This window comes from Pseudotabrizicola sediminis, from assembly GCF_004745575.1.
GTDB classification, from domain to species: Bacteria; Pseudomonadota; Alphaproteobacteria; order Rhodobacterales; family Rhodobacteraceae; genus Pseudotabrizicola; species Pseudotabrizicola sediminis.
Window position 1 is genome coordinate 230,622 of sequence record NZ_RPEM01000001.1, and the last position, 18,437, is coordinate 249,058.

15 protein-coding genes are annotated in these 18,437 nt (G+C 62.2%); 9 read left to right on the top strand and 6 right to left on the bottom strand.

The annotated features are described in order from the left end of the window. Nucleotides 1-9 precede the first annotated feature (9 nt). From glgC to EEB11_RS01090, 3 genes are read right to left on the bottom strand one after another with little or no spacing between them, the layout of a single operon-like run. Nucleotides 10-1,281 carry a glucose-1-phosphate adenylyltransferase gene (gene glgC / locus EEB11_RS01080; RefSeq protein WP_135428567.1) on the bottom strand — a complete coding sequence of 424 codons (1,272 nt, stop codon included), beginning with the start codon at nucleotides 1,279-1,281 and terminating at the stop codon, nucleotides 10-12. Nucleotides 1,282-1,303: 22 nt separating this feature from the next. Beyond that, the gene (glgB, locus tag EEB11_RS01085) at nucleotides 1,304-3,484 is read right to left on the bottom strand and encodes a 1,4-alpha-glucan branching protein GlgB (protein ID WP_135428568.1); all 2,181 of its coding nucleotides are present in this window, start codon (nucleotides 3,482-3,484) and stop codon (nucleotides 1,304-1,306) included. Nucleotides 3,485-3,527: 43 nt separating this feature from the next. Continuing rightward, nucleotides 3,528-5,951 carry a glycogen/starch/alpha-glucan phosphorylase gene (locus EEB11_RS01090; protein WP_135428569.1) on the bottom strand — a complete coding sequence of 808 codons (2,424 nt, stop codon included), beginning with the start codon at nucleotides 5,949-5,951 and terminating at the stop codon, nucleotides 3,528-3,530. Nucleotides 5,952-6,359: 408 nt separating this feature from the next. Between EEB11_RS01090 and EEB11_RS01095 the strand changes: the two genes are divergently transcribed. The 8 genes from EEB11_RS01095 (at nucleotide 6,360) to EEB11_RS19425 (ending at nucleotide 14,819) form a co-directional block, all read left to right on the top strand. Then, nucleotides 6,360-6,794, top strand: coding sequence for an Rrf2 family transcriptional regulator (locus EEB11_RS01095; RefSeq protein WP_135428570.1), 435 nt, complete (start codon nucleotides 6,360-6,362; stop codon nucleotides 6,792-6,794). 269 nt (nucleotides 6,795-7,063) lie between these two features. Continuing rightward, on the top strand, nucleotides 7,064-8,482 hold the full coding sequence (locus EEB11_RS01100) for a VPLPA-CTERM sorting domain-containing protein (protein ID WP_135428571.1): 1,419 nt from the start codon (nucleotides 7,064-7,066) through the stop codon (nucleotides 8,480-8,482). A gap of 177 nt (nucleotides 8,483-8,659) precedes the next feature. After that, a complete protein-coding gene (gene gap / locus EEB11_RS01105) occupies nucleotides 8,660-9,661 on the top strand; it encodes a type I glyceraldehyde-3-phosphate dehydrogenase (protein WP_135428572.1) in 1,002 nt (333 codons plus the stop codon). Between the two features lie 32 nt (nucleotides 9,662-9,693). Then, on the top strand, nucleotides 9,694-9,837 hold the full coding sequence (locus tag EEB11_RS19420; RefSeq protein ID WP_167852622.1) for a hypothetical protein: 144 nt from the start codon (nucleotides 9,694-9,696) through the stop codon (nucleotides 9,835-9,837). 89 nt (nucleotides 9,838-9,926) lie between these two features. Next, on the top strand, nucleotides 9,927-10,928 hold the full coding sequence (gap, locus tag EEB11_RS01110; RefSeq protein WP_135428573.1) for a type I glyceraldehyde-3-phosphate dehydrogenase: 1,002 nt from the start codon (nucleotides 9,927-9,929) through the stop codon (nucleotides 10,926-10,928). Between the two features lie 158 nt (nucleotides 10,929-11,086). Next, the gene (locus tag EEB11_RS01115; RefSeq protein WP_135428574.1) at nucleotides 11,087-11,752 is read left to right on the top strand and encodes a VPLPA-CTERM sorting domain-containing protein; all 666 of its coding nucleotides are present in this window, start codon (nucleotides 11,087-11,089) and stop codon (nucleotides 11,750-11,752) included. Between the two features lie 211 nt (nucleotides 11,753-11,963). Then, nucleotides 11,964-14,525 carry a cation:proton antiporter gene (locus EEB11_RS01120; protein ID WP_135428575.1) on the top strand — a complete coding sequence of 854 codons (2,562 nt, stop codon included), beginning with the start codon at nucleotides 11,964-11,966 and terminating at the stop codon, nucleotides 14,523-14,525. 123 nt (nucleotides 14,526-14,648) lie between these two features. Then, nucleotides 14,649-14,819, top strand: coding sequence for a hypothetical protein (locus EEB11_RS19425; protein ID WP_167852623.1), 171 nt, complete (start codon nucleotides 14,649-14,651; stop codon nucleotides 14,817-14,819). A gap of 16 nt (nucleotides 14,820-14,835) precedes the next feature. On the opposite strand, the gene coaD is transcribed toward EEB11_RS19425, so the two are convergent. The 3 genes from coaD to EEB11_RS01135 form a co-directional block, all read right to left on the bottom strand. Then, on the bottom strand, nucleotides 14,836-15,336 hold the full coding sequence (gene coaD / locus EEB11_RS01125) for a pantetheine-phosphate adenylyltransferase (protein ID WP_135428576.1): 501 nt from the start codon (nucleotides 15,334-15,336) through the stop codon (nucleotides 14,836-14,838). A gap of 87 nt (nucleotides 15,337-15,423) precedes the next feature. Next, a complete protein-coding gene (locus EEB11_RS01130) occupies nucleotides 15,424-15,858 on the bottom strand; it encodes a CBS domain-containing protein (protein ID WP_135428577.1) in 435 nt (144 codons plus the stop codon). A gap of 51 nt (nucleotides 15,859-15,909) precedes the next feature. Further along, nucleotides 15,910-16,827, bottom strand: coding sequence for a LysR family transcriptional regulator (locus EEB11_RS01135; RefSeq protein ID WP_135428578.1), 918 nt, complete (start codon nucleotides 16,825-16,827; stop codon nucleotides 15,910-15,912). Nucleotides 16,828-16,917: 90 nt separating this feature from the next. Between EEB11_RS01135 and EEB11_RS01140 the strand changes: the two genes are divergently transcribed. Then, on the top strand, nucleotides 16,918-18,417 hold the full coding sequence (locus EEB11_RS01140) for a CoA-acylating methylmalonate-semialdehyde dehydrogenase (protein ID WP_135428579.1): 1,500 nt from the start codon (nucleotides 16,918-16,920) through the stop codon (nucleotides 18,415-18,417). Nucleotides 18,418-18,437: the final 20 nt, after the last annotated feature.

Below are 18,437 nucleotides of genomic sequence, written 5' to 3' on the forward strand. Positions count from 1 at the left end.
CGCGAAACCTTATCCCAGCTTGGCCGCCCGCACATCCAGCATGTCCTGCGTGATCAGGACAATCCCGGCGTCCGTCCGACGGAACCACTTTGCATCTTCCTCCGGGTCTTGCCCGACCACAAGCCCCTCGGGGATGATAACCCCTCGGTCGATCACACAATTCTTAAGCTCCACCTTGCGGTTGACGCAGACCTGCGGCAGCGCCACCACATGGTCCAGCGTGCTCCACGAATGGGTGCGGCAGCCGGTGAACAGCAATGAATTGCGCACCTCGGACCCCGATACGATGCAATCCCCCGCCACCAGAGATGAAACCGCCATGCCGCGCCGGCCTTCGGTGTCATGGATGAACTTGGCGGGCGGCAGAATCTCGGCATAGGTCCAGATCGGCCAGCTTTTTTCATACAGATCGAGCTTGGGCACAAAATCGGTCAAGTCGATGTTGGCCTGCCAAAACGCATCGATCGTGCCGACATCGCGCCAATAGGGTTCATCCTCAAGCCCCGCCGTCACGCAACTGTCGGCAAATTTATGCGCCACCGCTTTGCCGTTCTTCACGATCTGCGGAATGATGTCATTGCCGAAATCATGGCTGGAATTGCTGTCTTCGGCATCGCGGATCAGCAGGTCGCGCAAGAGATCCCAGTTGAAAACATAGATCCCCATCGACGCCAGTGCATTGTCGGGGTCGCCCGGAATGCCGGGCGGATCGGCGGGCTTTTCCAGAAACTGGGTGATGTTCATGTCGGCATCCACATGCATCACGCCAAAGGCTGTCGCCTCCATCCGGGGCACTGTCAGGCAACCGATGGTGACATCGGCCCCCGAAGACACATGCTGTTGCAGCATGATCTCGTAATCCATCTTGTAGATATGGTCGCCCGCCAGGATGATCACATATTTGACCTTGTAATCATCCACGATATCAATGTTCTGCGTCACCGCATCGGCGGTGCCCAGATACCATTTCGTCTCATCCACCCGCTGGCTGGCGGGCAGGATATCCAGATATTCGTTGCGCTCGGCCCGGAAAAACCCCCAGCCGCGCTGCATGTGGCGGATCAGGCTATGCGCCTTGTATTGCGTGGCAATCGCCATCTTGCGGATGCCGGAATTGAGCGCGTTCGACAGCGCAAAATCGATGATCCGCGTCTTGCCGCCAAAATAGACCGCCGGTTTCGCGCGCCGGTCGGTCAACTCCTTCAAACGGCTGCCCCGGCCCCCCGCCAGAACAAACGCCATGGCCTGCGACGACAGCCTTGTATTCGGTTTCGCCTTCATGATCCCTCCCCTTTCCTTGCGGTTACGCAAGTCCCCCCTGTTTCAGATAGACTGCCGACAGCGGCGGCAGTGTGACAACCGCCGACCAAGGCCTGCCGTGGCACTGCACCTCCTCTGCCGTGACCCCGCCCAGATTGCCGCGATTTCCCCCGCCGTAAACCGCCGCATCGGTGTTCAGAAGTTCTGCCCACTCGCCCCCCGCAGGCAGGCCGACGCGGTAGCGCCGATCCACAGGGGTCATGTTGACCAGCGCCACCACCATCGCATCACCCGGCGCTCCCTTGCGGACAAAGGCATAGACGCTGGCCTCGGCATCATTGCTTTCAACCCATTCGAACCCCTCGGGCCGCGTGTCGTTCACATGCAGTGCAGGTGTGTCGCGGTAGGCGCGGTTCAGGTCGCGCACCAGCGCCTGCATGCCGGAATGCTGTGGATTTTCAAGCTGATGCCAGTCGAGGCTTTGATTGTGGTTCCACTCCGCCCCTTGGGCAAATTCGCAGCCCATGAACAGCAGCTTCTTGCCCGGATGCGCCCACATGAAGCCGTAATAGGCGCGAAGGTTGGCGAATTTCTCATCGCCGTCGCCGGGCATCTTGGCCAGCATGCTGCCCTTGCCATGCACCACCTCGTCATGGCTGATTGGCAGGATGTAGTTTTCCGACCAGGCGTAATGCAGCCCGAAGGTCATCAGGTGGTGGTGATATTTGCGGTGGATCGGGTCTTTTTCGATGTAGGACAGGGTGTCATTCATCCACCCCATGTTCCACTTGAAGCCGAACCCCAGCCCGCCATGGTTCACCGGACGGCTGACCCCCGGAAAGGCGGTGCTTTCCTCGGCCACCGTCATCACGCCGGGGGATTCGCCGTAAGCCACGATGTTCATGCTTTTGAGCATGGCAATCGCTTCATAGTTCTCGCGCCCGCCGTCGCGGTTGGGCACCCATTCGCCCGATTTGCGGCTGTAATCGCGATAGAGCATCGAGGCGACTGCATCCACCCGCAACCCGTCGATGTGAAATTCCTCCAGCCAATACAGCGCGTTACTGACCAGATAGTTCTGTACCTCGTTGCGCCCGTAATTGTAGATCAGGGTGTTCCAATCATTGTGGAACCCTTCGCGCGGGTCGGCGTGTTCATACAGCGGCGTGCCGTCGAACTGGCCCAACCCATGCGCGTCGGTGGGAAAATGCCCCGGAACCCAGTCGAGCAGAACACCAAGGCCCTTTTTATGCGCGGCATCGATAAACGCCCGGAACTCCGGCGGGGTGCCGTGGCGGATGGTGGGGGCAAACAGACCCACGGGCTGATAGCCCCATGACCCGTCGAAAGGGTATTCGCTGACTGGCATCAGCTCGATATGGGTAAAGCCCATATCCACAGCATAATCAACAAGTTGCTCGGCCAGTTCAATGTAGGACAGCATCCGGTCACCCGGTGCGCGGCGCCATGAACCCAGATGCACCTCGTAGACCGAGATCGGGGCGTCAACCGTCTGGCGCTTCCCTCGCGCAGCCATCCAGTCGGCATCGTGAAAGTCGCCGGAAATTGTCCTGACAACAGAAGCATTTGCAGGCGGATGTTCAGACCCGAATCCAACCGGATCGGCCTTGAGCGGCAACAGTTGCCCACCCGGACCGCGCAGTTCATACTTGTAGGTGGCGCCTTCGCCCAGATCGGGCACAAAGGTTTCCCACACGCCCGTGGCCCCGCGTCTGCGCATCGGGTGGCGGCGGCCGTCCCAGATGTTGAAATCGCCCACCACGGAAACCCGTTCGGCATTCGGGGCCCAGACCGCGAAATGCGTACCCTGCACGCCTTCATGCGTGATCACATGCGCACCCAGCACCTGCCACAGGCGTTTGTGCGTGCCCTCGCCCAGCAGGTATTCGTCCAACTCGCCCAGCACCGGGCCAAAGCGGAACGGGTCTTCGAACTCCCATGTGGTGCCGTGCCCGGTGGCGCGCAGCCGGTACGCCGCCTTGCGCGGCAGGGTGGCCACGAAAAGCCCCTGCCCCCAATGGGTTGCAGCCGTTGCCTGACCTGATGTCCCGGTCAGAACCCACAGCTGATCTGCCCCCGGCACAAAGGCCGTCACCCGCCATTTGCCATCCCGCTTGTGCGGGCCCAGCACCGAAAACGGGTCGCCATGCCGCCCTTCGACAATGGCCAAAGCCGTGCCGTCGTCGATCAAAGTCTCGGCCATGCTGTCTCCTCCCAAAGTCAGCGCGCCTGGACCGGTCCCGGCGCTACAGCGCCGAGGACACGTTCCAGACGTCTTTCATGTAACTGCGGATGGTGCGGTCGGACGAGAAGAACCCCGACCGCGCCGTGTTCAAGGCCGCCATTTTCACCCAGTTGTCGCGGTCGGCATAGGCGCTGTCGACCCGCACCTGTGCGGCATCGTAGGCATCGAAGTCACTGGCCACGAGGAAATAATCGTGATGCCAGACCCGGTGGACCAGATCGTGGTAGCGGTCTTTCTGATCGGGGCTGAACCGGCCCTCGGCGACCATCTGCAGCACGTCCTGCAGGGTCTGGCTCGCCTCAATTGCCTTGCGGGCGTGCTCGGGGTCTTGACGCCGCGCCATCGCCTGTTCGGTGGTCATCCCGAACAGGAAGAAGTTCTCTTCCCCAACCTCGTGCAAAATCTCGACATTCGCGCCGTCAAGCGTGCCGATGGTGGGGGCACCATTGATCATGAACTTCATGTTGCCGGTGCCCGACGCCTCTTTGCCGGCGGTGGAGATTTGCTCCGACAGATCCGCCGCCGGGATCAGCCGTTCGGCCATCGAGACGTTGTAATTGGCAGGATAGACCACCTTCAACAGATCGCCGCTGACCGGGTCGTTGTTGATAACTTCCGCCACGTCATTGATAAGACGGATGATTTCCTTGGCGACCGCATAGCCCGGTGCTGCCTTGCCACCAAAGATCTTGACCCGCGGTACCCAGTTGGCATTCGGGTTCTGTTTGATCGCTTCCCAATGGCCGATGGTCTGCAAGATGTTCAAGAGCTGGCGCTTGTATTCGTGAATCCGTTTGATCTGCACGTCGAACAGCGCATCGGGGTTGACGGTGATGCCTTCATGGCTGGCCAGCCAGTTCGACAGCTCGACCTTGTTCACCCGTTTGGCCGCATCAAAATCCTTGCAGAAAGCCTTGGTCTTGATGGGTTTTTCCAGCCCCTTCAACAGGTCCAGATCCGCCTCCCATCCTGCGCCGATGGTATCGGTGATCAGGGTGGACAGCGGTTTGTTGCACATTTTCAGCCAGCGGCGCGGGGTGACGCCATTGGTCTGGTTCACGATCCGGTCGGGGTGCAGCGCGTGCAGTTCGGGAAAGAGGTTTTTCTTGATCAGGTCGGAATGCAGCGCCGAGACGCCGTTGACCTTATGCGCCATGATGAAGGCAAGTTCCCCCATCCGCACCTCGTGGTGCTTGACGATGCCGATGTAATGCGGCCGGCCCCGGTGCTCGGTCTTGTGCCAGTGGTCAATCTGCTCGACGATCTGCATGTGGCGCGGCAGCACGTTGCCAAAGGTGAATGTCGCCCACCGCTCCAGCGCCTCGGGCAGCAGGGTGTGGTTTGTGTAGCCAAGACAGGCCCGCGCCACCGGCAGCGCCTGATCGAACGGCATGCCATGCTCATCGACCAGCAGGCGGATCAGCTCCGGCCCGGCAATCGCCGGGTGGGTGTCGTTCATCTGGATCGCCACATGATCGGGCAATTTGCGCAGATCGGTTTCGGACGCAAGAAAGCGGCGCAGAATGTCTTGCAGCGCGGCGGAAGTCAGGAAAAACTCCTGCTTCAGCCGCAGCTCCTTGCCCTGATAGGTGGTGTCATCGGGGTAAAGCACGCGCGACAGCGTGCGCGCCAAAGCCTCCGGCTCGGCGGCGGCGGCGTAATCGCCCCGGTTGAAGCGGTCAAGGTCGAACATCGTGGTCGGCAGCGCCCCCCACAGGCGCAGCGTGTTGGCCCATTTGCCCTGCCAGCCCACCACCGGCGTGTCATAGGCCGAGGCAACCACGGTTTCACTTGGCACCCAGACCTCACGCCCGGCCTGCTGCTCCATATGGCCCTTGAAGGGGATCACATAGGCCGCCTCAGGTCGGGTGAATTCCCAGGGATGATCCTGTTTCAGCCAGTCTTCCGGGGCTTCGACCTGACGCCCGCCTTCAAAGCGTTGCCGGAACAGCCCGTGTTCATAGCGGATGCCATAGCCATAGGCCGGGCAGCCCAGCGTCGCCATCGATTCCATGAAACAGGCCGCCAGCCGCCCCAAACCGCCGTTGCCAAGGGCGGCGTCCGGTTCATCCTCGATGATCGCGCGGAAATCCTGGCCAAAGCTGGCCATCGCCTCTTCGGCCTGATCGCGCAGGCCCAGATTGACCGTCGCATCCTCAAGAATCCGCCCGATCAGGAATTCCATCGACAGGTAGTACACCCGCTTGTGCCCGGTCGCCCAGGTTTTGCGGGTAGAGGCGAACCAGGGTTCGACAATCTGATCCCGGATCGCGAAAGACAGCGCCATGCGCCAGTCGTAGGTGCTGGCATGCTCGGCATCCTTGCCCAGCGTATAGGCCAGATGCCGCAGGATATTGGCTTTCAACGAGGTCGGAGCGGCGCTGAGATCGTTCATCGGGTTCCACAGGTTGGGGTGGCGAGGCATCGGCCTGAGGCTAGACCCGTGGCCGTCGGGGTCAAGCACCCGCGGTTTGCCACTGATCTTCCCCCGGCGCGGTATCGCGAAGACTGCCTTCACAGTTACCGCAATCACCACCGGAACGCACGAAATTAAAATACATAATTATCATATACTTGAATTTCTCAAAGCGCTTTGAGCCAAAATGGCAGCAAACAGAAAATGCGGCAGCCGCCGCCAAAGCGTTGCATCGGTGCCGGTGCCCAATCTGTGGGCAGCAGGTCTGTTTGCGCGGCAGGGGCTGTGTGAAGCCGGTTGGCGGGGATGGTGCATCGGCCTTTGCCAAAGGGTTGATCTGGATCAAGGCCGGCGCGGCGCCATCCGCGCAGTATTAACATGTATCCGGCACATCTTTTGGCCCTGGCAGACCCCCATATGCGACTGACCACACGCACCAACCTTGCCATGCGCACGCTGATGTTCTGCGCCGCCAACCCGGACCGTATCGTGCGCAAGCGCGAGATTGCGCTTGCCTGCAACGCCAGCGAAAACCATCTGGCGCAGGTCATCCACCTGCTGGCGCAGACCGGTTACCTGCGCACCGTGCGCGGCCGCACCGGCGGGCTGACGCTGGGCTGCAGTGCGGACCACATCACCGTGGGGGCCGTGTTTCGCCGGTTCGAGGCTGGTCTGCCGTTTGCCGAGTGTTTTTCAGGGGGTGACTGCACCTGCCCTCTGGTCGGGGCGTGCCGGTTGAAGGCCACACTTGGCGCCGCGCTGGACGGGTTTTATGCCGGACTGGACAAGGTGACCATTGCCGATCTGATGCGCGACAACACCGATCTGAACCGCTTGCTGAAGATTGGATGACAGGTCCGTTTGCCAGACGCCCGTTCACGGTACCGGTCACGGCTTGGAGCCGGCCCAACTGACCGCCGAAATGCGATGATGATCCTCGCAGGGTGATCCAGTGCGCCAATTTCGGCAATCCCCCTGAGCAGCTGTTTCAAAAAGAGAAACGTCACAAAAGGTTCAATCCGGATGCACGTTTCTGTCGTGCAAGACGTTCAAGGCTGCCTTCCGGAACAGGACTGGCCCGAGGTGCGTGCCGCTGGCCACAATCAAGGAGTTTGCCCAAGATGCGTCTTTGCGCACTTTCAACCACCGCTTTGGCCACGACCGCACTGGTCTTGCTGGCCCTGCCGCAGGCGGGCTTTGCTGCGCCCTGCAGCTTTGGCGTCGATCCGCTTGCGCCCACGGTCACCTGCGGCGCACCGGCCAGCAATCCGGTCAGCTCGGCCCAGAATGATCTGTCGATTGTCGTCACCAGCACCGGCAGCGTCACCAGCACCAACCGCAGCACCCCGCCCTTTGCCATCAGCGGCACCGATGTCAGCATCGTCAACGAAGGCACCATTGCAAACAGCGACACCCATGGCGGTACCAATGCCATTCAGGCCACCGGCAACCGGCTGACCGTCGAGAATTCCGGCACGATCTCCAGCGGTGACCGTGCCATCCACGCGCTGGAGGGATTCGTGGGAGGTCTGGTGGTGAACAACCTTGAAGGTGGCATGATCGAGTCCCGACGTCAGGCGATCCGGACCGATGGAAGCTTCCCCGGCTCCGTCGTCACCAACCATGGCACCATCTCTTCGCTGGAAGGCCGCGCGCTGCAGCTGCGCGGTCAGGGCACCACCGTGACCAATTACGGCACGATGATCGGCGGCGAAGAGGTGATCGAGGCGCGGGACGATTTCAGCCTGATCAACCACGGCACCATCAAAATCCGTGACGGCGTCGAAGATCAGGATGGCGTGCAATTCGCCTCTGGCACCGTGGTCAACTACGGCCTCATTCAGGGCAGCGACGACGGCATCGACATCGACGAAGGCATGATCACCAACCATGCGACCGGCCGGATCATCGCCACCGGGACCGGTGGCAATGGCATCGACATCGACCCGGTGTTTGACAACAGCCGCGAAGCGGTCCGCCCATCCGGCAAGGTCACCATCGTCAACGCAGGCTATATCAAAGGCCCATCAGCCATCGGCGCTGACCCCAAAGCGACCAACAGTGTCGAGATCCACAACAGCGGCACGCTGGTCGGACGTGACCGCACTGCCATCGCCTTGGCTCCGATGCAGGGGGACAGTCTGGTATCCCTGACCGGTGGCAGCCAGGTGTTCGGCAACATCCTCTTTGGGGCTGGCAATGATGTGCTGGAAATCAAGGCGCTAGGTGCTGGCTTCCTGTTCGACGGGCGGGCCGATGGCGGCGCAGGGCAGAACACCCTGCGCCTGTCCGACTATCTGCTGAGCGACATTGCCAGCTTTTCACTCATCGACGGTGTCGTGCAGTTTGCGCTGACCACCGTGGCGGGCAAGGCAATGGGCTCGTTCATCAACTTTGACACCTGGTTGCTGGGGGATGGCACCCGCTATACCGCCCGCGATCTGGCGGATCAGTTCGCGCCTGTGCCACTGCCCGCCGGTTTGCCGCTTCTGCTCGGAGCGCTGGGCGGGCTGGCCCTGCTGCGCCGCCGCAAGGGCTGACAGTGCGCGCGCCCCATCCCGATTGTACCGGGGTGCGGCCCGTTGCCCAACACCGCAGCATCGTTAGCGCAAACATCAATGGTTTGCGCTAACATCATGATAGTAATGTATTTTTGATCTTTGCACGCAGCCCTGCGCCTTGTATCCCTGCTCGCACCATTCAGGCAGGAGAGCGCCATGACCATCACCGTCGCCATCAATGGCTTTGGCCGCATCGGGCGCTGTACTTTGGCACATATCGCGGAATCGAACCGCAATGATGTGCAGGTGGTGGCGTTAAACGCCACCGGGCCGATTGAAACCAACGCCCATCTGCTGAAATACGACTCTGTGCATGGCCGCTTTCCCGGTGTGATCAAGGTCAGCGGCAATACGCTGGATCTGGGCCGTGGGCCAATCCGGGTGCAAAGCACCTATGAGCCTGCGGAACTGGACTGGGACGGTGTGGATGTGGTGCTGGAATGCACCGGCAAATTCAATGACCGTGACCGCGCCGCCGTGCACCTGACACGCGGGGCCAAGCGGGTGCTGGTCAGCGCGCCAGCCAAGCGTGCCGATATGACTGTGGTGTATGGCGTCAATCACCGGGCGCTGACGCCCGATCATCACGTGGTGTCGAACGGGTCGTGTACCACCAACTGCCTGGCGCCACTGGCCAAGGTGCTCAATGACGCCATCGGCATCGAATCCGGCATCATGACCACGATCCACAGCTATACCGGCGACCAGCCCACGCTGGACCGCCGCCACGCCGACCTTTACCGCGCCCGCGCCGCCAGCATGGCGATGATCCCCACCACCACCGGCGCTGCCAAGGCGCTGGGCGAGGTGTTGCCGGAACTGGCGGGCAAGCTGGACGGCACCAGCCTGCGGGTGCCCACCCCCAATGTCAGTGCGGTCGATCTGACCTTCATCGCCGCGAAATCGGTGACGGTGGATGAGGTGAACGCCATCGTGCGCGAGGCTTGCGCAGGCTATATGGGGATGGTCATGGCCTATGATCCGGAACCCAAGGTGTCTATCGACTTCAATCACACGCCGCAGTCGTCTATCTTTGCCCCGGATCAGACCCGTGTGGTGGGCCGTTCGGTGCGGGTGCTGGCGTGGTATGACAATGAATGGGGCTTTTCCTGCCGCATGGCCGATGTGGCCGGGGTGATGGGGCGGCTGCTTCACTAACCGGGGCCACGCGCGCCCTGACTGGGGACGACGTGACCGACCGGATTGCCCTGAGCCTTGGCCTGATCATCGTGGCGGCGACTGTCGCCGACATTGCGTGGAACGATGGAAGCGCGATCCTGTTTCTATCCATGAAATTCGCAGATATGGTGGAATGGTTGGCATTCTGGCGCTGACCGCCCCAGTCTGCCGTTGATTTTTGCCGCTGACTCGTGATGTTAGCGCTAAACGTGACACGCGAGTCGCTTTTCAGGAGAAGATTGCCATGACGGTCAAGGTTGCCATCAACGGGTTCGGGCGCATCGGGCGCAATATACTGCGTGCCATTATCGAATCGGGCCGCACGGATATAGAGGTCATCGCGATCAACGATCTGGGCCCGGTTGAAACCAACGCGCATCTGCTGCGCTTTGATTCGGTCCATGGCCGCTTTCCCGGCACCGTGACCACCGGCGACGACTGGATCGACGCTGGCCGTGGCAAGATGCGCGTCACCGCCCTGCGCAACCCGGCCGACCTGCCATGGTCGGATGTGGATGTGGTGATGGAATGCACCGGCATCTTCACCAGCAAGGAAAAATGCCAGGCGCATCTGGAAAACGGCGCAAAACGCGTGCTGATCTCGGCCCCCGGTGACGGCGCGGACAAGACCATCGTCTACGGTGTGAACCACGACACGCTGACATCCGATGACCTGATCGTTTCCAACGCATCGTGCACCACCAACTGCCTGTCGCCGGTGGCTTATGTGCTGCATCAGGTGATCGGCATCGAAAAAGGCATGATGACCACGATCCACAGCTATACCGGCGATCAGCCGACGCTGGACACGATGCACAAGGATCTGTACCGGGGCCGCGCCGCCGCGCTGTCGATGATCCCCACCAGCACCGGGGCCGCCAAGGCCGTGGGTCTGGTGCTGCCAGAGTTGAAAGGCCGGATGGACGGCTTTGCCATCCGCGTGCCGACGCCGAATGTGTCGGTCGTTGACCTGAAGTTCATCGCCAAGCGCGAAACCTCGGTCGAGGAAATCAACGCGGCGATCAAATCCGCAGCGGATGGCAAACTGAAAGGCATTCTGGGCTATACCGAGTTCAAGAATGTCTCTTCCGACTTCAACCACGATCCGCATTCGTCGGTGTTCCACATGGACCAGACCAAGGTGATGGACGGCACCTTCTGCTCGATCCTGACCTGGTATGACAATGAATGGGGCTTCTCAAACCGGATGGCCGATACGGCGGTGGCGATGGGCAAGCTGATTTAACAGACCGCGTTCTGACAGCACCTGCGGCCAGTTGCAGTGCCGCAGGCGCACGCCCGCCATACCGGTTGAGCGAATCAGACGTCCGGGCTAGATTTTTATTGTTCGATTTTTTTTGAGTGTCCGGCACGCCGGGATTTTATTAGTGGAGACCACGAACAATGCGACATATCCTTGCCTTTACGCTTGCCGCCAGCCTTGCCCCGATGGCGCAGGCAGCACCCGTGATCCTTGATTTTGCCGGCAACATCTGTGGCGCGGGCGGTGACCAGGCCTGCGCGCCCGGGGCGATCATCGGGCAGACGTACGGCGATATCGCCGGACAGCTTGATGTTGTCTATGATGCCAGCCGCAGCGCCGCCGGGACGTCGAACCTGTACTATTGGGACGCGGGGTATGAGACGCTGGCCAATGTCGCCTATGGTGATTTTGGTGCGGGCGGCCTGTCGATCCTGTTCCAGCCGCTTGCGGGTTTCATGGTCACGGTCTTCGGCTTTGACATCGCGCCCTATGCCTCCCGCGTGACGGATACACTTGTTCAGGTCATCGATACGGCCACCAACAGCCTGCTGGTCAACCAGGGCTTTACGCCGCTTCCAAGCGGGGAAGTCACCCAGTTCAGCGGATCTTGGACTTCCGCCTCGGGGATCCAGATCAATCTTGGCCCCGACGCCTGGGATGTGGGCATTTCCAACATCAGCTATTCTGTAGCCCCCGTCGGCCCGGACACGCCTTCTCCGGTGCCGCTGCCGGCAGCGGGCTGGCTGATGCTGGCCGGTCTGGGCGGGCTGGGCGCGATTGCGCGCCGCCGCCGCACCGCAGCCTGAGGCGCATCGGAGCCTTCTGACCAACCGGCGTTGGTCTCTTGGGTCAACGTCTGTGTGAAAATCAGGCGCCAAGGCAGCCAGCAAGAACGGGTGCCCTGAACCAGATAAGCAGCTTGTTGAATATGCTCCATCGCGCGCATATTTCGGGCCGGTCACCATTCGTGACCGGCCTTTCCTTTTTCTCGGGCGACCAAGAGGTTATCACTGCGGCATGGATCTGATTGTTTTCCTCGCCATCCTGTCTGGCCTGTTTCTGGCCATCGCCCTGTCCGAGCCGCTGGCGGCCCGGCTGCGGCTGCCGGTTACCGTGATTCTGGCGGCGGTGGGCAGTGCCATCGGGGCGGCGGCGGCGTGGTTTTTCCGCACTGACATCACCGATGCGCTGAACCCGCTGGCGCTGGCGATCCTGAACCTGCCGATCTCGTCCGATCTGTTCATCTACATCTTTCTGCCGGTGCTGATCTTTCAGGTCTCGCTGACGCTGAACCTGCGGCGGTTGCTGGATGACTGGGTGCCGGTGCTGGTGCTGGCGGTGGTGGCAGTTGTGGTGGCCACCTTTGTGATCGGCATGGCGCTGAAACCCTTTACCTCGCTGCCGCTGATTGCCTGCCTGCTGATCGGGGCGATTGTGTCGACGACCGACCCTTCGGCAGTGGTCAGCATCTTCCGCGCAACCCCTGCCCCGCAACGGCTGGCCCGCATTGTCGAAGGCGAAAGCCTGCTGAACGACGCCGCTGCAATTGCCCTGACCTCGGTGTTTCTGATGGCCGTGGCCGCCCGCGATACCGAGCCGAACATCGGCCTTGCCCTCCTGGAACTGCCCTGGCTGATCGTGGCCGGGGCTTTTGTCGGCTGGTTTGTGGGGCGGCTGGCGGTACAGGTGATGGGCTGGATGAACCCCTGGCCTCTGGCGCAGGTGTCGATCAGCTTTGTCACGCCCTTTGTCACCTTCCTGTTCACCGATCAGGTCATAGGGGCCTCGGGCGTTGTGGCGGTAGTGGTGGCGGGGATGACGGTGAACTTTTCCGCCCCCGGCCGCATTTCGCCCCCCGCGCTGGAGCAGTTGCGCGATGCCTGGGCGCTGATCGCCTATTGGGCGGGTGGGCTGATCTTTGTGCTGGCGGCCCTTCTGGTGCCACGCGTGCTGGAAAGTCTGCGCCCGACCGACCTTGGGCTGATCCTTGTCACCGTGATCGCGGCCTTTGTGGCCCGCGCCATCGTGCTGTATGGCATCTTGCCGCTTTTGACCTCTGCCGGGCTGTCGCCGCAAGTGGACCCGCCCTACCGTATCGCCATTCTGTGGGGCGGCTTGCGCGGGGCTGTCACGCTGGCACTCGCGCTGGCGGTTACCGAAAACCCGGGCATCTTTGTCGAAACCAAACGGCAGGTCGGCATCATTGCCACCGGGTTCGTGCTGTTCACTCTGCTGGTGCAGGGCACCACGCTGCGCTGGGTGATCGCGAAACTGGGGTTGGACCGGCTGTCACCGCTGGACCGCGCGCTGTCGGATCAGGTGGTCGCGGTGTCCTTGCAGGAGGTTCGCGAAACCGTGGCGGAAACCGCGCGCGAAATGGATCTGACGCCCGCCATCATCCGCGAAGAGGCGGTGCGCTTTGGCGAGCGGCTGAACACGGCGGTCGAACGCGCGGATGAGGCGCGCAACATTCTGGAAAAAGACCGGGTGACGCTGGGCCTGCTGGCGCTGGCCGGCCACGAACGCGATCTGATTCTGGAGGCGTTTCAGGAAAACCTGATGTCGGCGCGGCTGGCCGACCGGATGCTGGCCGATGCCGACCGCCTGATCGAAGCCACGCTGACCGAAGGCCGCGCCGGCTATCGCGCGCAGTCGCGCCGCGCGCTGATTGCCACCCGCACCCTGCGCGCGGCGGAATGGCTGCACAACCGCTTCCGCATCAAGCTGCCGCTGGCCCGTCTGACCGAAGACCGGTTCGAGGCATTGGTCGCCCACCGGCAGATGCTGCGCCAGCTGACCGGCTTTATCGAAACCCGTATTCTGCGCATCCATTCGCGCCGAGTGGCGGGCCTGCTGCACGACCTGATCAAGCGTCGGATCGAAGACACCAACCGCGAGATGGAGGGGTTGCGCACCCAGTTCCCCGGCTATGCCGAAGAGCTGGAACGCCGCCTGATCCGGCGTCTGGTGATGCAGCGCGAAGAGGCGGAATATGACCAGATGACCGCCGACGGGCTGATCGGCCCGGAACTGCGGCTGTCGTTGCGTGACCAGACGGCGGGGGAACGCGATGCCCTTGCCATCCGCCCCCGGCTGGACCTGCGGCTGCAGCGCGGCGATATCGTGCGCAGCTTTCCGCTGTTTTCCGATCTGGATGCAGCATCCTTGTCGCAACTGGCCAAGCACATGAAGACGGTCTACGCCAAACCCGGCGACGTTCTGATGCGCAAGGATGACAAGCCCGACCGTGTCTGGTTCATCGCGTCAGGCGCGGTCGAGGCGGAACAGGCCGGCAGCCGCTTCCTGCTGGGCCGGGGCGAGATGTTTGGCCAGCTGTCCCTGCTGCTGCGCCGCTCGCGCCGCGCCCGGGTGACTGCGATCAGCCACACCACCCTACTGTCGCTGGAGGAAACCCGGTTTCTGGACCTTCTGCGCCGTGCGCCGCAACTGTGCACCGCCGTGCAGACCAGCGCCGAAAAGCGCGGCGTGGCGCTGGATGTGACCCTGCTGCCGCAGGTGGGTGCGCCTGCGCCGCTCACATCGGGCTGGCTGCGCCGCAGACCCAGCCCTGCGAAATAGCCATGCGCCCGGTGCATGGGGCGGCGGCTGTTCTGCGGGTTGTTAGCGCAAACGGGCGTTACCATCTGCTCAGAGGCGCCACGGACACTCCGGTTCGCCGCCCTGATGAAAAGGAGAGACAGCATGATCTCTGTCTACAACACGATCCGCACCGCCGCCGTCACCTATGCGCGGTTCCGCACCACCCGTGACCAGATCGCAAAGCTGCCGCTGGATGTGGCGCTTGATCTGGATATCTACCCCGGCGACGCCGACCGCATTGCCCGCCGCGCCGTTTATGGTCAGGCGGCCTGACACCCAAAGGTGCGCGTCAGATCCGCGTGCCGAACCGGTTGCGCAGGGCGGCATCCACCGGTGGCGTCACGAACTTTGACACATCACCCCCCAACCGCGCGATTTCCTTGACCAGTTTGGACGCAATCGCCTGCCGCCGCGCATCGGCCATCAGGAACACCGTCTCGATGCTGGCATCCAGCGCCCGGTTCATGCCGACCATCTGAAATTCATACTCGAAATCGGCCACCGCCCGCAGCCCGCGCACGATGACCGAAGCCCCCACATCGCGGGCGCAGTCGATCAGCAGGTTTTCAAACGGATGCACGATGATCTCGCCCCCGGTGCGGGCGGTGATAGAGGCACATTCGGCCTGAACCATCCTGACCCGGTCCTCTAGGCTGAACAGCGGGCCCTTGTCGCGGTTGATCGCCACCCCGATCACCAGACGGTCCACCAGCGCCATGGCGCGCTGAATGATATCGACATGACCCAGGGTGATCGGATCAAAGGTACCGGGATAGAGGCCGATGCGCATAGGGTCTTCTTCCGCCGTTTAAACTCGTGAAACGCAACAATATTGGGCAGAAGATTGCAAGCGCGAAAAGGCCTGCGCGACCCGGCGTCAGAACCCCTTGATCATGCCTTCCAGCGCATCCTTTTCGGCCGACAGCTCCATCAGCCGCGCCTTGACCACATCGCCAATGGAAATCAGCCCCACCATCTGATCGCCCTGTTGCACCGGCATGTGGCGGAACCGGCCTGCCGTCATCCGCTCCAGCACCGAATCCGCGCTTTCCGACGCTGTGCAGCACTGCACCACCGGGGTCATGATCGTATCCACAGCCTGCGTCAGGCAGGCCGCCCCGTTCTGCGCCACCTCTTTCACGATGTCCCGCTCGGACACGATCCCAAGAATGGTCTTGCCATCATTGGTCACCACCACCGTGCCGATCTTGCGTGAGGCCAGAATTTCGGCCACATGGCGCACATCGGCCTCTGGCGGCACCGTGGTGACATCGCTGCTGGCTTTCAGTTTCAGAATCTGCTGAACGATCATTTTCATCCTCCCTGGACGCGTACCAAAGCGTCCGCCGCGCGCGATGATCTGTCAAGTATCCTGTGCGACGGCTGACTGGCTCTGCGCTTCAAGCCGTTGAACTTCGCGCCGGATTCCCTGTGCCAACCCGCTTGCAAACCGGGCCAGCCGGGCCGAATGCGCGTCACCCTCGTGGCGGATCAGCCAGAAGGCGCGGGTCAGGCTCAGGGCTTCCGGCAACACCCGGACAAGCTCTGGCGCAAAGGGCAGCGCAAAGTCATGCGCCACCCCAACGCCCGCGCCTGCGCGCAGCAGGTTCAGCTGCACCGACACCGAATTCGATGCCATCGCCGGAGCCATGGCCCCAAGTCCGGTCAGATAATCCAGCTCCTTGTCAAAGATCATGTCGGCGATATAGCCCACCACCCGATGCGCCGGCAAATCGGCCAGTGTACGCAGCGGCGGCGCGGCGGCCAGATAGTCCGGATGTGCGGCCAGATGCAGCCGGTAATCGGTCAGCTTCTGCACCGTCAGCCGCCCCGCCTGCGGGCGACTGACCCCGATCGCCAGATCCGCCTCGCGCCGCGACAGGTTGAACACCCGCGGCAGCGCCACGATCTGCACCTCCAGCCCGGGGTTTTCGTCACAGATCGCGCGGATCACCTGCGGCAGGATGTAATTGGCGCAACCATCGGGCGCCCCCAGCCGGATCTGCCCCGACAGCCCTGCGCCTGCGCCGCCGGTGATCGCCTCCTCTGCCCCCATAAGTGCTGCCTCCGCGGCCTCAGCATGCGGCACCAGCCGCGCGCCCTCCTCGGTCAGCGCATAGCCCAGCGGCGATTTCAGGAACAACCGCGCCCCCGCCCCCGCCTCCAGCCGCGCCACCCGCCGCCCCACCGTGGCCGGGTCCAGCGCCAGCCGCTTGCCCGCGCCAGACAGGCTTTCCGCCCGCGCCACCGCCAGAAACACCCGCAGATCATCCCAGTCCATATTGCAATCCTGCAAAACCCTTTTGGGATATTGCCGCTTTATCCTGCTTTTGTGCAAGGCTATCTTGCGCGCAATCAAAGGGAGATCACGATGAAAGAAATCGGTCACTGGATCAACGGCAAGCATGTCCCCGGCACCTCGGGCCGTTTTGCCGATGTCTTCAACCCCGCCACCGGCGAAGTGCAGGCCCGTGTCGCCTTGGCGTCCAAGGCCGAGCTGGACAGCGCTACTGCTGACGCCGCACGCGCGCAGGTCAAATGGGGCGCCACCAACCCGCAACGCCGCGCGCGCGTGATCATGAAATTCGTGGACCTGTTGAACCGCGACATGGACAAGCTGGCCGAGGTTCTGTCATCCGAACATGGCAAGACGATTCCAGACGCCAAGGGCGACATCCAGCGCGGGCTTGAGGTGATGGAATTCTGCATCGGCGCGCCACATCTGCTGAAGGGCGAGTTCACCGACAGCGCAGGCCCCGGCATCGACATGTATTCCATGCGCCAACCCATTGGTGTGGCAGCCGGAATCACCCCGTTCAACTTCCCCGCCATGATCCCGATGTGGAAAATGGGGCCAGCACTTGCCTGCGGCAATGCTTTCATCCTGAAACCGTCCGAGCGTGACCCGTCCGTGCCGATGATGCTGGCCGAACTGATGCAAGAGGCCGGCCTGCCCGATGGTGTGTTGCAGGTGATCAATGGCGACAAGGACGCGGTCGATGCCATCCTCGACAACCCCGAGATTGCGGGCATCGGCTTCGTCGGCTCGACCCCGATTGCCGAGTACATCTATGGCCGTGGCTGTGCCAACGGCAAGCGCGTGCAGTGCTTTGGCGGTGCCAAGAACCACATGATCATCATGCCCGACGCCGATCTGGATCAGGCGGCGGACGCGCTGATCGGTGCCGGTTACGGCGCGGCAGGCGAACGCTGCATGGCGATTTCGGTCGCGGTGCCAGTGGGCGACGAAACCGCCGACCGGCTGATCGAAAAGCTGATCCCGCGGATCGAGGCGCTGAAGGTCGGCCCCTACACGGGCGGAAATGATGTGGATTACGGCCCCGTGGTGACTGCTGCCGCCAAGGCCAACATCCTGAAACTGGTGGAAACCGGCATTGCCCAAGGCGCGAAACTGGTGGTCGATGGCCGCAATTTCAACCTGCAAGGCTATGAGGACGGCTTCTTCGTCGGCCCGCATCTGTTTGACCATGTGACCACCGACATGGACATTTACCGCAAGGAGATTTTCGGCCCCGTTCTGTCGACAGTGCGGGCGAAAACCTATGAGGAGGCCATCGGTTACGCGATGGACCACGAATACGGCAATGGCATCGCGCTCTACACCCGCGACGGCGACACGGCGCGCGATTTCGCGCACCGGATCAATGTCGGCATGATCGGGATCAACGTGCCGATCCCGGTGCCTCTGGCGTACCACACCTTTGGCGGCTGGAAAAAGTCGTCCTTCGGTGACCTGAACCAGCACGGGCCGGATGCCTTCCGCTTCTACACCCGGACCAAGACCATCACCTCGCGCTGGCCTTCCGGCATCAAGGAAGGCGCCAGCCTGAACTTCAAACAGATGGAGTGATGCAAAAAGGGGTGGTCACA

Excerpts from the sequence above, each read along its gene's own strand:
- glgC (WP_135428567.1), bottom strand. The coding sequence starts at position 1,281 with ATGAAGGCGAAACCGAATACAAGGCTGTCGTCGCAGGCCATGGCGTTT.
- glgB (WP_135428568.1), bottom strand. The coding sequence starts at position 3,484 with ATGGCCGAGACTTTGATCGACGACGGCACGGCTTTGGCCATTGTCGAA.
- EEB11_RS01090 (WP_135428569.1), bottom strand. The coding sequence starts at position 5,951 with ATGCCTCGCCACCCCAACCTGTGGAACCCGATGAACGATCTCAGCGCC.
- EEB11_RS01095 (WP_135428570.1), top strand. The coding sequence starts at position 6,360 with ATGCGACTGACCACACGCACCAACCTTGCCATGCGCACGCTGATGTTC.
- EEB11_RS01100 (WP_135428571.1), top strand. The coding sequence starts at position 7,064 with ATGCGTCTTTGCGCACTTTCAACCACCGCTTTGGCCACGACCGCACTG.
- gap (WP_135428572.1), top strand. The coding sequence starts at position 8,660 with ATGACCATCACCGTCGCCATCAATGGCTTTGGCCGCATCGGGCGCTGT.
- gap (WP_135428573.1), top strand. The coding sequence starts at position 9,927 with ATGACGGTCAAGGTTGCCATCAACGGGTTCGGGCGCATCGGGCGCAAT.
- EEB11_RS01115 (WP_135428574.1), top strand. The coding sequence starts at position 11,087 with ATGCGACATATCCTTGCCTTTACGCTTGCCGCCAGCCTTGCCCCGATG.
- EEB11_RS01120 (WP_135428575.1), top strand. The coding sequence starts at position 11,964 with ATGGATCTGATTGTTTTCCTCGCCATCCTGTCTGGCCTGTTTCTGGCC.
- EEB11_RS19425 (WP_167852623.1), top strand. The coding sequence starts at position 14,649 with ATGATCTCTGTCTACAACACGATCCGCACCGCCGCCGTCACCTATGCG.
- coaD (WP_135428576.1), bottom strand. The coding sequence starts at position 15,336 with ATGCGCATCGGCCTCTATCCCGGTACCTTTGATCCGATCACCCTGGGT.
- EEB11_RS01130 (WP_135428577.1), bottom strand. The coding sequence starts at position 15,858 with ATGATCGTTCAGCAGATTCTGAAACTGAAAGCCAGCAGCGATGTCACC.
- EEB11_RS01135 (WP_135428578.1), bottom strand. The coding sequence starts at position 16,827 with ATGGACTGGGATGATCTGCGGGTGTTTCTGGCGGTGGCGCGGGCGGAA.
- EEB11_RS01140 (WP_135428579.1), top strand. The coding sequence starts at position 16,918 with ATGAAAGAAATCGGTCACTGGATCAACGGCAAGCATGTCCCCGGCACC.